Source organism: Anabaena sp. WA102, from assembly GCF_001277295.1.
GTDB lineage: Bacteria > Cyanobacteriota > Cyanobacteriia > Cyanobacteriales > Nostocaceae > Dolichospermum > Dolichospermum heterosporum.
The window spans coordinates 5,565,655-5,578,264 of the sequence record NZ_CP011456.1 but is presented as its reverse complement, the minus strand read 5'-3'; the positions used below and the strand labels follow the sequence as shown (position 1 = coordinate 5,578,264).

The 12,610-nt window shown below is 35.8% G+C and carries 20 protein-coding genes and 1 pseudogene; 14 read left to right on the top strand and 7 right to left on the bottom strand.

Annotated features, from left to right (window positions below; translation table 11 throughout):
- Window positions 1-98 precede the first annotated feature (98 nt).
- Window positions 99-668 (top strand): hypothetical protein, encoded by a 570-nt coding sequence (locus AA650_RS24715; protein WP_053541043.1) that lies wholly within the window; start codon window positions 99-101, stop codon window positions 666-668.
- Window positions 669-813: 145 nt separating this feature from the next.
- On the opposite strand, the gene AA650_RS24710 is transcribed toward AA650_RS24715, so the two are convergent.
- Window positions 814-1,164, bottom strand: a complete 351-nt coding sequence (locus tag AA650_RS24710) for a type II toxin-antitoxin system PemK/MazF family toxin (protein WP_053541042.1) — start codon at window positions 1,162-1,164, stop codon at window positions 814-816.
- The gene (locus AA650_RS24705; protein WP_027402862.1) at window positions 1,154-1,384 is read right to left on the bottom strand and encodes a hypothetical protein; all 231 of its coding nucleotides are present in this window, start codon (window positions 1,382-1,384) and stop codon (window positions 1,154-1,156) included. The genes AA650_RS24710 and AA650_RS24705 overlap by 11 nt, the downstream gene beginning before the upstream one ends.
- A 126-nt stretch (window positions 1,385-1,510) precedes the next feature.
- Here AA650_RS24705 and AA650_RS28460 point away from each other — a divergent pair, with 126 nt between their 5' ends.
- Window positions 1,511-1,666 carry a hypothetical protein gene (locus tag AA650_RS28460; protein ID WP_190382823.1) on the top strand — a complete coding sequence of 52 codons (156 nt, stop codon included), beginning with the start codon at window positions 1,511-1,513 and terminating at the stop codon, window positions 1,664-1,666.
- Between the two features lie 74 nt (window positions 1,667-1,740).
- Here the strand turns inward: AA650_RS28460 and AA650_RS24700 are convergent, their stop codons facing one another.
- Window positions 1,741-2,154, bottom strand: a complete 414-nt coding sequence (locus tag AA650_RS24700; protein ID WP_053541041.1) for a putative toxin-antitoxin system toxin component, PIN family — start codon at window positions 2,152-2,154, stop codon at window positions 1,741-1,743.
- A complete protein-coding gene (locus AA650_RS24695) occupies window positions 2,144-2,392 on the bottom strand; it encodes a hypothetical protein (protein WP_053541040.1) in 249 nt (82 codons plus the stop codon). The genes AA650_RS24700 and AA650_RS24695 overlap by 11 nt, the downstream gene beginning before the upstream one ends.
- A 177-nt stretch (window positions 2,393-2,569) precedes the next feature.
- Between AA650_RS24695 and AA650_RS24690 the strand changes: the two are divergent.
- From AA650_RS24690 to AA650_RS24680, 3 genes and pseudogenes are all read left to right on the top strand, one after another.
- Window positions 2,570-3,476 (top strand): annotated as a pseudogene (locus AA650_RS24690) (hypothetical protein).
- Between the two features lie 187 nt (window positions 3,477-3,663).
- The gene (locus tag AA650_RS24685; RefSeq protein ID WP_053541039.1) at window positions 3,664-4,725 is read left to right on the top strand and encodes a phosphoribosyltransferase-like protein; all 1,062 of its coding nucleotides are present in this window, start codon (window positions 3,664-3,666) and stop codon (window positions 4,723-4,725) included.
- A 16-nt stretch (window positions 4,726-4,741) separates the two neighbouring features.
- Window positions 4,742-5,713: an NADAR family protein gene (locus tag AA650_RS24680; RefSeq protein ID WP_053541038.1), complete on the top strand. Its 972-nt coding sequence runs from the start codon at window positions 4,742-4,744 to the stop codon at window positions 5,711-5,713.
- Here the strand turns inward: AA650_RS24680 and AA650_RS28455 are convergent.
- On the bottom strand, window positions 5,700-5,897 hold the full coding sequence (locus tag AA650_RS28455) for a hypothetical protein (protein WP_199924346.1): 198 nt from the start codon (window positions 5,895-5,897) through the stop codon (window positions 5,700-5,702). The genes AA650_RS24680 and AA650_RS28455 overlap by 14 nt on opposite strands.
- 43 nt (window positions 5,898-5,940) lie before the next feature.
- Between AA650_RS28455 and AA650_RS24675 the strand changes: the two genes are divergently transcribed.
- The 4 genes from AA650_RS24675 (at window position 5,941) to AA650_RS24660 (ending at window position 7,636) form a co-directional block, all read left to right on the top strand.
- A complete protein-coding gene (locus AA650_RS24675) occupies window positions 5,941-6,132 on the top strand; it encodes a hypothetical protein (protein ID WP_053541037.1) in 192 nt (63 codons plus the stop codon).
- Entirely contained in the window at window positions 6,107-6,469 is a 363-nt protein-coding gene (locus AA650_RS24670; RefSeq protein ID WP_234413256.1) for a type II toxin-antitoxin system PemK/MazF family toxin, read from the top strand. Before AA650_RS24675 ends, AA650_RS24670 begins: the two co-directional genes overlap by 26 nt.
- A 144-nt stretch (window positions 6,470-6,613) precedes the next feature.
- The gene (locus AA650_RS24665) at window positions 6,614-6,874 is read left to right on the top strand and encodes a hypothetical protein (protein ID WP_053541036.1); all 261 of its coding nucleotides are present in this window, start codon (window positions 6,614-6,616) and stop codon (window positions 6,872-6,874) included.
- Window positions 6,875-7,096: 222 nt separating this feature from the next.
- On the top strand, window positions 7,097-7,636 hold the full coding sequence (locus AA650_RS24660) for a DUF4351 domain-containing protein (protein WP_234413255.1): 540 nt from the start codon (window positions 7,097-7,099) through the stop codon (window positions 7,634-7,636).
- 166 nt (window positions 7,637-7,802) lie between these two features.
- Here the strand turns inward: AA650_RS24660 and AA650_RS24655 are convergent, their stop codons facing one another.
- Together AA650_RS24655 and AA650_RS24650 are read right to left on the bottom strand one after the other, a co-directional pair.
- Window positions 7,803-9,050 carry an L-lactate MFS transporter gene (locus AA650_RS24655; RefSeq protein WP_053541035.1) on the bottom strand — a complete coding sequence of 416 codons (1,248 nt, stop codon included), beginning with the start codon at window positions 9,048-9,050 and terminating at the stop codon, window positions 7,803-7,805.
- 431 nt (window positions 9,051-9,481) lie between these two features.
- A complete protein-coding gene (locus AA650_RS24650) occupies window positions 9,482-9,721 on the bottom strand; it encodes a hypothetical protein (RefSeq protein ID WP_053541034.1) in 240 nt (79 codons plus the stop codon).
- Between the two features lie 15 nt (window positions 9,722-9,736).
- Here AA650_RS24650 and AA650_RS24645 point away from each other — a divergent pair, with 15 nt between their 5' ends.
- The 5 genes from AA650_RS24645 (at window position 9,737) to AA650_RS24625 (ending at window position 12,529) form a co-directional block, all read left to right on the top strand.
- Complete coding sequence (locus AA650_RS24645) at window positions 9,737-9,949, top strand: hypothetical protein (RefSeq protein WP_027402869.1); 213 nt, start codon at window positions 9,737-9,739, stop codon at window positions 9,947-9,949.
- Between the two features lie 5 nt (window positions 9,950-9,954).
- Complete coding sequence (locus AA650_RS24640) at window positions 9,955-10,356, top strand: hypothetical protein (protein WP_053541033.1); 402 nt, start codon at window positions 9,955-9,957, stop codon at window positions 10,354-10,356.
- Window positions 10,357-10,662: 306 nt separating this feature from the next.
- Window positions 10,663-11,436: an imidazole glycerol phosphate synthase subunit HisF gene (gene hisF / locus AA650_RS24635; protein WP_039203271.1), complete on the top strand. Its 774-nt coding sequence runs from the start codon at window positions 10,663-10,665 to the stop codon at window positions 11,434-11,436.
- 99 nt (window positions 11,437-11,535) lie between these two features.
- Window positions 11,536-11,727: a hypothetical protein gene (locus AA650_RS24630; RefSeq protein ID WP_039203251.1), complete on the top strand. Its 192-nt coding sequence runs from the start codon at window positions 11,536-11,538 to the stop codon at window positions 11,725-11,727.
- A gap of 115 nt (window positions 11,728-11,842) precedes the next feature.
- Window positions 11,843-12,529 (top strand): hypothetical protein, encoded by a 687-nt coding sequence (locus AA650_RS24625; RefSeq protein WP_053541032.1) that lies wholly within the window; start codon window positions 11,843-11,845, stop codon window positions 12,527-12,529.
- Window positions 12,530-12,610 lie beyond the last annotated feature (81 nt).

The window sequence follows — 12,610 nt, the reverse complement described above, 5'->3', positions numbered from 1 at the left end:
ACAAGATCCCCGACTTCTTAGAGAAGTCGGGGATCTAAAACCTTAGTTTTGGGAATAAAAATAAATCTAAAAGCCTTATCAAAATCGAGAAGAAAATCATGAAAATTCATCAATTGATATTCCAAGGATGTGCGCTAGTTATTCTGACTGCATTACCTTCTTTTGCAGAAACAAATAATAAGGTCATTTTAGTTCCGGGTGACAATCTTTTCCCTCTTAAATGTGAAACCATTAAGGGTAGTATTGATGCAAATGATAAGCTTGCTCCGCCGGGAACTCTTCATAATTCTGCGTCAAGATATGATTCATATAGCTTCAAGACTGACCCTGGAAATATTGTCTTTTTTGAACTTAGTAATACTAACCAGAACGATTCTAATTTTAATCCAAGACTTGAAACAATAGTGTTTAATAATGCGTCGAATTATTATAAATCAGGATTTGTATTAGGTCTAAATCCAAATAAAATACAGAAAGAAGCATGGTATTTTAGTCGGAAAGATACTAAAACCACAAATCGTAATTTGTATATTTCTTCTGCGACCTTTGGGAATTACAATTTAAGAATTGTATACGCTAGACCAAGCTCCAAGATTTATGAATCACAGATAGAGAAAGCTGTTGAAGATTCCTCAATTCTAGGTCAGCGCAAATTGTTATTAAATTAACGACATTAAAAACAAGAATGGGTCAAACACTAAATGATGATGAAAAAATACATCCCGTTGACATAAACGCTTTATGTAAAAATTAATATTTATATCATTCTTCCTTTGCGTCTTTGCTCATTTGCGTCTTTGCGCGAAACACAATTCATAAAATTTCTAATGTATGTCTGAGTGCTGCATCTACCAAAAACATTTCTGACCAAAAACCAATAACTTTATCTATTTCTGTATCTAAAACAGTTGCTAGATTATCTGTCATAATCACAGAATCAGTAATTAATCCTGTTTGTTTTCCTTCTGGTGTTCCTATATTCACAAATACTCTGCTAGGGTGTCCAGCACGAGAAACATTACTGGTAATCATAGCTATAATAGTTTGTGATAAACCAGTACCAATATTGTGAGATTGAACAACTAAAGCAGGACGACGTTTAGCAGTTTTCAAGTTTGAGTCTGGGAACAAAACCAGCACTACTGAACCACGATTATAAGGCATCGTAAACTTCCATCTCTGGTTGATCCCAATCTTGTGCAAAACATTGTAATCTAGCTCTTAATTTTGCGGCTTGTTCTTCATTAATTCCGCGAGATGACAAATCTACGGAAGCATTGGTATCGAGAAAAGTTACAATTACTCGCGCTGTATTTATGCCTGTTGGAGTTTCGGTTAGCTCAATTTTCCCGTCTTTGTAAATGCCTTCGATTGACTGTAACATTAGTTTAATTTTTGGGGTAAACTACTTTTAAAACTATGCTTTTGGTAGTAACATAATTATTATATAATATTTTTCATGTTTAGTGTGATTTTTGTACAAAACAAATGTGATTTTTAATACAATAAAATGACTCGACAATCTCACGATCAATTCGCTAAAGAATATCTAGAGGAATTATTAACACCTCTAGGAACAATTAAAAAAAGTGAAAAAGTTAAAAGTGAAGTTCAAGAAATTGATGTTTGGTTTGAACCATTTTCTTCTCAAACTCTGAAAAACTAGATTCCCGACTTCTTCAAGAAGTCGGGGATCTGAGGACATCAATATTAAAATGTAAAAATCTGCAAGTGAACAAATTAAATTTCATCCAAAAATTTCTGAACCGATAAAATATCAATCTGTTTAAATGGGTGAAGAATAAGCAAATCTTCATCACCTGTAATAATACATTGAGCTTTGCCACTCACAGCTAATTCTAGGTATTTATTATCTTTAGGATCTCGACATTCACTGATTTGTTCAGTAATATTAATAAACTCGATAGTTTCTACTAAATTATCTATTAATTCCCTCCGTCTTTCTAAGGTAATATAACGGTTGAATTTTGGTCTTGATAAAACTTCTTGTAACTCGGCAAAAACAGCAGCACTTAACAAGATAATACCTACATCTTGAGCTTTATTTAATGCCTGACGTGGTTTACTTTGACTAAATAAAAATGCACTTACGAAAACATTTGTATCAAATACAAAGCGGCGTTTATTTATCATCTTGCAAAATAGATTCTAAAATTTCAGAAGTTAAACCATTAGCTTGTGCCTCTTGACTAGCTTTATCCATTGTGTTTCTAAGTTTTTGAAGTGCTTCTTTACTATTTTTTAATAAATTTGACTCCATAATTAATGCTAACTTTAGCTGAATTTGTTCCTGTTCTTCCTTAGTGCTGCGACGATAAGCTTCAGCAATATTTGATGGTACTTTGATGATTATTTCTTGTATCGTATTCATATTTTTACCATTTTTATTCTTCCTATTCGACAATTATAATCTAATTTTTGAATTGCTGCCAGTTTTTGTGAATTAGTTTAACTTGTGGGGTAAACCACTTTTCAAACTATGCTTTCGGTAGTATAATAATTATTATACAATATTTTTCATGTTTAGTGTAATTTTTGATCTAATCAAATGACTCGACAATCCCATGATCAATTCGCTAAGGAATATCTAGAGGAATTATTAACACCTCTAGGAACAATTAAAAAAAGCGAAAAGGTCAAAAGTGAAATTCAAGAAATTGATGTTTGGTTTGAACCATTTTCTGATCAAACTCAGGAAAATCTACCTTTAGGTTTGTTAGGGAAGATGGCTAAAATTCAATGTTTATCGCAATCTACCATCGGAAATAGAAATTCGCAGTTGTTTACTTAAATTATATGCCGTTCATGGCGATGTAATTAGGAAAGCAAAACGCGAAAACAGAAATATTGCTGAATCAGAATTACCGATTTTATGGATTTTAAAACTAACTTTTTCATCTCGGATGATTGCGGGTTTAGGTGCAACTGAAATTCTAGAAGATTGGGTTCAAGGTGTTTATTTTCTGCCGAATATCCTGAAAACAGCAATAGTCGCTATTCATCAATTACCAGTAAATGAGGATACGTTATGGTTGAGAGTTTTGGGGAAAGGAGGAACACAGAAAAGAGCAGTTGAGGAGTTAACTGAATTACCAGAAAATAACCCTTTTCGAGAGAATTTGTTAGAAATTTTAGCGGACTGGCGCAAGAATTTAGAATTGAGAGATAATTTAAGTAGGGAAGAAGAGGAAGTAATTATGAACCTATCACCAGCTTATTTACAACAAATAGAAGACTGGAAGCAAGAAGGAAAGCAAGAAGGTAAGTTAGAAGCAGAACTTTATTTTATAACTTCTCTTCTGGAAGGGCGTTTTGGTAGTTTGGATGCTGAGTTATCTGGTGTGGTGGCAAAGATTGCTAAATTTCCCATTTCTGAACGCACTCAGTTACTTCTTTCTTTGGGTAATTTATCCCGTGAAGAATTGTTACAAAGATTGAGTAGTAAGGAAAGTTAGTATAATATAATTTTGGCAGTTTGAGGATATTTCCCAAACTGCTGATTTTTGTTTGATGCTGATGCTTTAACTGAGTTGGGAAAGTTTTTGGCAAAAGAAACTGTACTACAAGGGTAATAATAGAAGGATGGGCAATGCCCACTTTTCTCTTTTAAATTAAAAGTAGCATTGTAAAATCAAAGCCTTTATGTCTAATCAGCATCAAATTCTTCTTAATTCTATAGCAACGACAATTGCCGATTATAGACAGGGTGAAATTCCTGTTATTGATCCAAACCATGTAGAAAAATGGGTGAGGCAGTTTGATAAATTTGGCTTTGATGAAAATGCTCAAAAGGTTATTCTTGAGCAAATGGATAGAATTCTCAAAAATTACTATATTTCTCGCCAAGTAGCTCAAGAATTTGTTACTGATGTTTTGACTTTTGAAGCAATTTTTGGATCTAATCCCGCTAAAACAATAAAAAATGCTCAATTCTTACGAGTTCAAACTAAAGGAAATAGTCAGAATGATTTATTAAGTCTGACGGAAAAATCTTTACAGAATTTGTATGGTCTTAATTTTGACGATTGCGATAAATCACCTGTTATATATATCTATTTGGATGATTGTTTATATTCAGGAAATAGAGTACGACGTGATATTGATTCCTGGCTGTCTAATGCTGTTGAAGGAACAACTTTACATTTAATATTTTTAGGAATTCATAGTGATGGATACGATTACTCAAGAAAAATAATTCAGCAAAAGGCTCAAGCTAAGAATATTATAGTAGAATTTTGGCGACTACATGAATTTCATAATAATCGTTGGAAACCATCAAGATTTGACTGCTTTTGGACAAGCGAAATTTCTGAAGATGAATTAGTTGATAGATTCGTTCAACAAGTAAACGAAGATCGCCAGAATACAAATAAATCTCTACCATCTCTATTTCGTCCTAATAATGTACCAATTGAAGACAACATATTTTCTTCACCTACTGATCGTAAAGTTATTGAGTCTGCGTTTCTAAAAGCTGGTGCTTACATTGTCTCATTGCCAAAAAATCCGAATTCAAGTATGCGACCTTTAGGGTATGACTATCTTAAGTCACTAGGATTTGGTGCAATTTTGGTAACATATCGTAATATTGCCAATAACTGCCCCTTGGCATTATGGTGGGGTGATCCTAATAAAGCTTATCCACTAAATGCGTGGTATCCCCTGTTTCCTAGAATAGTTAATGAACATTACTCCAATCCCTGAATAGGAGAAATTTAAGATGGTAGCAGCATTAAAGCTTCCTGAATCAAGAACATATAATAGGCAAGATTGTATTACTTTTCGCAAAACGGCTGAAAGATTTGGTGGATTATCCAACATGGCAGGAGGATACCCATTATTTGTCAACGGTGTTAGGATTCTTACTTCTGAAGCATTGTATCAAGCCTGTCGTTTTCCTCATATACCTGACGTACAGCGTTTAATAATTACTGAACGAAGTCCCATGACAGCAAAAATGAGGAGTAAGCCTTATCGTGATAATTCCCGTGTTGACTGGGATTTAGTTCGGACAAAAATTATGCGCTGGTGCTTACAGGTAAAGCTCATTCAGAATTGGGAAAAATTTAGTAGTCTCTTACTTGAGACAGAAAATCAACCAATTGTTGAAGACTCGAGAAAAGATGATTTTTGGGGAGCTAAACCAGTAGATGAAGAAATCCTTATTGGAATAAATGTTCTCGGTCGATTACTAATGCAATTAAGAGAACAGGTCAAAACCGGAGAAATTACTTCCCAAACAATTGTAAGACCTCTATCAATTCCAAACTTTCTACTTTATGAGCGAGAAATAAATCCAGTATCAACAGATGGCGAATGTTATCTAGATAGCAACGCAGAAGTTTCAGTTGAAGTTGAGAACGAAGTAGCTAGTCAACTAACTCCAGAAGTAGTTTTACTGAGTGAGGATAAATATGAGATAGTTGGTAAAAAAAATGATACTGCAAATAGCATTGTTGAAATTAAGAGTGATTTTAACAAATACGATGCTTTCCATATAGTGTTACCTCATATTGAGGAGTTGTTGAATATAGAATGTACGGATAAAGAGTTAGCTGAACGTTTAAATATTCCTTTAACTTTAATGCGTACTTGGTTAGAAAGAGGAGTAAAACTAGGTAAGATTTCAAAGCTTCGTAAACCCGTTAGATATGTTTTAGAACGCCAATTATCTTTACTTAACCAAATGTAGAATTTGTGATTTTGGGAGTGCGATAGCGAAGCCCACCGAAGGTGTCGCTTATAGGATGATTTTGGGAATGCGATCGCTTGTAGTAAGATTTTGGAAGTGTGATCGCTTGTGGTGTGATTTTGGAGAGAGCGATAGCGAAGCGCACCGAAGGTATCGCTTGTAGGGTGATTTTGATGAGTGCCATATCAAGCTCATGTTATAATATCTCCATATATAGGAAAAAGGCTATGACTGCTTTAGTACAAGAACTTCTGAATACATTCGACCGCTTGACAGACTCAGAACGGTTAGATTTGGTATTAGAGATTTTAAAGCGGACAGTTGATTTAGATTTTTCACCCTTATCTGATGAAGATTTAGTCATGAATGCTGAGGGACTTTTTCTTGATTTAGATGAGGAAGAAACGACATATAAGTAGTCCTGAACGTGGAGAAGTTTGGTTAGTAGATTTAGGTTATGTGGCAAAAGTCAGACCATGTTTAGTAATTAGTATTCCTGCACTAGATCAAGATCGTGCATTAGTAACTCTTGTTCCACACACAACAAGTTCACGCGGTTCAAGATTTGAGGTACAAATCAAAACTAATTTTCTTCGAGAAGGAGTATTTGATGTGCAAAATATCATCACAATTCCTCATGCAAAGCTTTTACGCAAATTGGGAAACATAACACCAGAACAAATGCTGGAATTAGAACAGGTGCTACTATTTTGGCTGGGATTTGACGAAAAAAACGTTCAAGATGATGATGAGTAGTCTGTGCAGCAAATTGATAATTTAGTGCTTGTGTGATTTTTGGGAGTGCGATAGCGAAGCGCACCGAAGGAATCGCTGTAAAATAAAGAGATAAAATAGAATCATCCCTATTCTTCCTATTCTTCCTATCAAAACGAGGTACAGATGACTTATTTAGAACTACATCAAAAAATTGAACAACAGATATCCCAACTACCACGAGAACAGCTTTCCTTAGTTAATGATTTTCTCGACTCTATTCAGGAAAAAAGCACCGTAAATCAACGCCCATTACGTCGTATTTCCCCCATCAAGCGAGGTAAAAAAGCAGGTGATTTACTACATTATGCTGGAACTTGGCATGGTGATGATCTTGAAGATTGTCTGCGTTTAGTTGAAGAAACCCGTTCCCAAACGCAGTTTTAATTTCTGTTACTATGTCTTATTTGCTCGATACTAATCACTGTAGCTACATTATTAATGGTAATCCTCAAGTTACCAATACCTTAAAATCTTAGTCATCGTTGTTTACTTAAATTATATGCCGTTCATGGTGATGTAGTTAGGAAAGCAAAACGCGAAAACAGAAATATTGCTGAATCAGAATTACCGATTTTATGGATTTTAACACCAACTTTTTCATCTCGGATGATTGCGGGTTTAGGTGCAAATGAAATTGTAGAAGATTGGGTTAAAGGTGTTTATTTTCTGCCGAATATTCTGAAAACAGCAATAGTTGTGATTCATCAATTACCAGAAAATGAGGATACATTATGGTTGAGAGTTTTAGGGAAAGGAGGAACACAAAAAAGAGCAGTTGAGGAGTTAACTGAGTTACCAGAAAATAACCCTTTTCGAGAGAATTTGTTAGAAATTTTAGCGGACTGGCGCAAGAATTTAGAATTGGGAGATAATTTAAGTAGGGAAGAAGAGGAAGTAATTATGAACTTATCACCGGTTTATTTACAACAAATAGAAGACTGGAAGCAAGAAGGAAAACAGGAAGGACAACTTTCTTTGATAACTTCTCTGCTAGAAGGGCGGTTTGGTAGTTTAGATGCTGAGTTATCTGGTGTGGTGGAAAAGATTGCTAAATTTCCTATTTCTGAACGTACTCAGTTACTTCTTGCTTTGGGTAATTTATCCCGTGAGGAGTTGTTGCAAAGATTGAGTAGTGAGGAAGTTTGAGGGGATTTATGAAACAACAAGACCCCCGATTTCTTCAAGAAGTCGGGGATCTAAAATCTAATTATGGGTTATTTGTAATAAACTGATGTAGGGAGTTGAAATGGGTACTTTCCCAATATAAATTGTGGAAAGCACAAGCCAAGAGGGGATGTCGAAAACGAACAAATTATGTTACTAAATCGGCATTGGTAGAGGTGCGTTTCAGTGTGAATACAGCCAAGATAATTCCCACAATTGCTAATCCCGCAGTTGGGTAAAAGAAATTTGTGTAACTACCGAAAATGTCCCTAATTTTGCCAGCTAATAAAGTTCCACCCAAAGCCCCCATACCGTAAGCAGTGAAGACAATACCGTAATTTTTGGCGTAGTCTTGGGGTTGAAATATGATTAAAGTGGAAGTAGGAGCGATCGCTAACCAACCCCCCAAAGCCAAGTAAAATAGCGAGAAAGCGACTATATAAGTTAGTACACTTCCCTTTCCAGCACTCAGCATCATAATCGAGGCAATCAAAATCAAAACAAAGGAAACAATTGCCGCCAATTTTGGCGTAAATTTGTCTGTGAACCACCCAAAAAATAACCGCCCTGCACCATTAAAGACAGCGAACAGGGAGACTGTATTTGCGGCTGTTGCTGCATCCAATTTAATAATTTCCTGTGCTAGAGGACTAGAAATACCAATAGCTGCCAGTCCGGCAAAAGAACCAATGCTATAACAAAACCACAAGCCATAAAAACTGGAAGTCTGAAGAATTGATCCTGAAGTTTTAGTATGAGAATTTGCTTGAACAGCTACAGGTGGAGTCCATCCTTCCGGTTGCCAACCTTGGGGAGGAGTTGTGAGGACAGTAGAAATAGCGGTAATAATAGCTGCAAAAGCAATACCTAAAATTACAAAAGTTTGCCGAACTCCAAAAGCATCTATCAGAAACTTTGCCAAGGGTGCAGTAATTAAAGGTGACAAACCAAACCCAATCACAGTAGCACCAACAGCCAAACCTTTTTTATCGGGAAACCACTTAGCTACCACAGCCAACGGTACACCGTAAGCGATACCCACACCCATACCAGCAATTACACCATAGGTAATAGTTAGTGTGGGAATATTGCCACCCAAACTAGAGAGAATATAACCTAATGCCGTAATTAACCCACCAACACCTGTAATCAGACGAGTATCAAAACGATTGATATAAAAGCCAGTGATTGGCATTAAAATTGCGAAGACAACCAACAGCACAGTAAATGGCAACAGGCTATCAGTGGCACCTACATTGAGAAGTTTTTCTAAAGGTTTTCTAAAAATACTCCAAGAATAAACTGTACCCAAGCACAGCAGGATAGTGATACTTAGAGGTATCAGTATCCATCGCCCTTTCTCAGCAGGCATACCGAACAATTGTACTTTTTCCATTTGTTGTTATGTGAATAAGGGTGTTGTTATGTGAATAAGGGAAATAATTTTTTTCTAGTATCTCACTTTTTGGCTAAATTAACACCAACTCAGTTACTTCTTTCTTTGGGTAATTTATCCTAATTTATCCCGTGAAGAGTTGTTACAAAGATTGAGTAGTGAGGAAAGTTAGTAATGATATATTTTTTGGCAGTTTGACGGAATTTCCCAAACTGCTCATTATTTTTTGGCGAAAGCACCTGTAGCAGAAGGTTAAGATAATTGTCGTTAAAAATCTTTATTAGGTTGAAACTGGTAACAATCTAATCAATTAAACAAAAATATAACTGTTACTGAGGTAATTTAGTGAAACCTATTCTATCACAAATTGAGAAGGAATATTCTCCTCGTAGTCCTTTACACCAGTTTCGATTTAAAGAAGTGATCGCCTTTCATTGTTTTCGTTGTGGAACTTCAAAGAAAGCAAAACTACTAACTTGCAAATCATCCCGCAACCATGAGGGGAATAAAGGACGAAGTGGACGGTTAATCAGACGACTGGCAAGAATTGCCTTTTCCGGTGGACGACCTTGATTTTGGGGAGTGCGATAGCGAAGCGCACCGAAGGTATCGCTATTAGATAAAATAGAATAAGATAATTCGATAATTCTGACTCTACATATCTCAAACACATCCAGTAGGAAAATATGACATTAACCGAGTTACTTCCGTCAATTAAACAACTTTCAGCACCAGAAAAACTCAAATTAATTCGCATCCTTGCGGAAGATTTGGACACTGCTGAAGACATTTCTCCATTAGAACCCTTTAAAACATATCACCTACCAACGCCTTATAATAACTTTGGTGCAGGAGAAATTCTCATGGAAGCACTAAATCAATCAATTTATAATGATTAAATTTTATGCGGTTTAAGTATTCAACAAGCCACCCCAGCCAAAACGAATTTGATAGTTTACCAAGAGTTCTATTAGTTTTGCGTCGAGGAGATCAAATAGTAGAAGCAATTGGTTTAGTAGATAGTGGTGCGACTATCAACGTTTTACCTTATGAAATAGGTCTTCAATTAGGCGGAGTATGGGATGAAAGCAAAGCCATTATCCAATTAGCAGGTAATATCAGTCAAGCAGCAATGCCATTTTTCGCAAATGCTGAAATAGGTGAATTTCCCTCAGTTAGATTGGCTTTTGCATGGGTGAGTAAACCAAATGCACCTTTAATTTTGGGACAAACTAACTTTTTTATGGAATTTGATGTTTCTTTCTATCGTTCAAAACTTGAATTTGAAATCAAACCTAAATCCTAACAAAATCTCTCATGTATCGTTATTGGTAGTGTCTCATAGGTAAGGCGATCGCTTGTAGGATGATTTTGAGGAGTGCGATCGCACTGCGCTTCAGTGACCTATCAATATGTACTCAATACTAACATCCTCTCAAATTTGGTAAGACATCCTCAAGGTATGGTTATTTTATATGTTTCAAAGTATAGTTATTTAATTAGCTTTTCGTCTGGACAAGACCCATTATATATTGATCCTCTCTTGTCATCTATTTCCCAATTACCTTTACAATTAAAATTCCTAGCAATTACCGGGAGTGAAAAAGTCATTATGTTGTCTAAAAGAATCTTACCTTGTTTAGATGTCAAGGCGGGCAGGGTTGTGAAGGGAATTAACTTTGTGGATCTCAAGGATGCGGGTGATCCTGTGGAACTAGCCAAGGTTTACAATGAAGCCGGTGCAGATGAGTTAGTGTTTCTAGATATTACGGCTACTCATGAAGACAGGGACACAATTATTGATGTGGTTTACCGGACTGCTGAACAGGTCTTTATTCCCCTGACTGTGGGTGGTGGAATTCAAACCTTAGAAAATGTTAAAGGTTTGTTAAGGGCAGGCGCTGATAAGGTTAGTATTAATTCTGCGGCGGTCAGAAATCCAGATTTAATTAATCATGCCAGCGATCGCTTTGGCAATCAGTGTATTGTTGTGGCTATTGATGCTAGACGTAGACTTGATCCTGAGAATCCTGGCTGGGATGTATACGTTCGCGGTGGCAGAGAAAATACTGGTATTGATGCCCTTCGCTGGGCGGAGGAAGTAACAAAACGGGGGGCTGGAGAATTGTTGGTGACGAGTATGGATGCTGATGGAACTCAAGCTGGTTATGATTTGGACTTGACAAAAGCGATCGCTAATGCTGTAGAAATCCCCGTCATCGCTTCTGGTGGTGCAGGGAATTGTGAACATATTCACACTGCTTTAACGGAAGGTAAAGCCGAAGCTGCACTTTTAGCGTCTTTGTTACATTTTGGGAAACTAAGCGTAGCACAAATTAAAACTTATTTGCAAGAACGCCATGTTCCTGTCCGTCTTCCTACTTGATATCAAATACAGCGACCAACTGCATCTATTGAAGACAAAACACAGTTATCCAAAACAGTGTTAAGATAATCGTACTTCTATGAAGAAATATTAAGAAATATGTTGATTCCTATTTTAATCTTTGATGTCGCACTTGTAGCATGGTCGCTACACCTAATGGAAAAAGCCTATCATCATAAAGAATTTTCCTTCATGCTGGCTGGTATACTGGTGGCATTAGCCGCAGCAGCAATGCTAGTAGTTTACTTTTTAATGGGAAACTGCATGAGCTATTTGTTACAAGTAACTTAGTTTGGTAATTGGTAATTGGTCATGGGTAATTGGTAATTGGTAATTGGTAATTGCCATTCTGGAAATCCAGTTGTTATATTAGACTAAATCAATAGTAGTTAAGGATTTAGCAACTGTGCGAGATGATTTACAGGGATTGGATATTAGTCATGATCAACTTCAAGATGCGACTAACTTACCTGTTGATAATAAATTAATAATTATTACTGATATTATCCAGCAATTCAGTATAAGGTTGCTAAAAAAAGCTCGAAAAACAGAAATTGCTACTGTGGCTTTCGCGGGAATTACCATTTCTGTTTGTACTTATCTATTAGTAAAACTATCATCTTGGCTATCATTAATTATTTTCATTTTATGGACAAGTGGGAGTATTCAAATATTATTATATTTATTATGGAGAGGTAAAAGTAAGTTTCTGAAGCAGAATATGACCAATTCTTTGCGGATTTTACTAAATGATGTGGAAAGATATAATTCCGTGATTAAAGCTATAGATATTAACGACCAAATTGAGGATGTTGGCAACTTAGGAGTAAGTATACAAGAAAGAGAAAAAGTATTATTAGCACTTGAATTAACTAGAAATGATTTAATCCGCGCTTTAAAAACAGAGAGAATTTTGCGAGAAAATAAAAGTTTTATTATCACCAATTCTGATTTATTTACTAATAATTTAGCCACTTTGGCATCAATGCAAGTTACTGAAGAAGCCACAGAACATGGTAAATTATTAAATGAAGCCTTGCAAATTTCCCTAGATGTACAGCAGGAAATGAAAAAGTTGCAAAGTCAGAGTTAATACTTTATATATATTTATAGCGGTATGCAATTGAATGAGATAAAGTCAGCAAATCGTAAAGTCTTCTATTCTACAAACTTT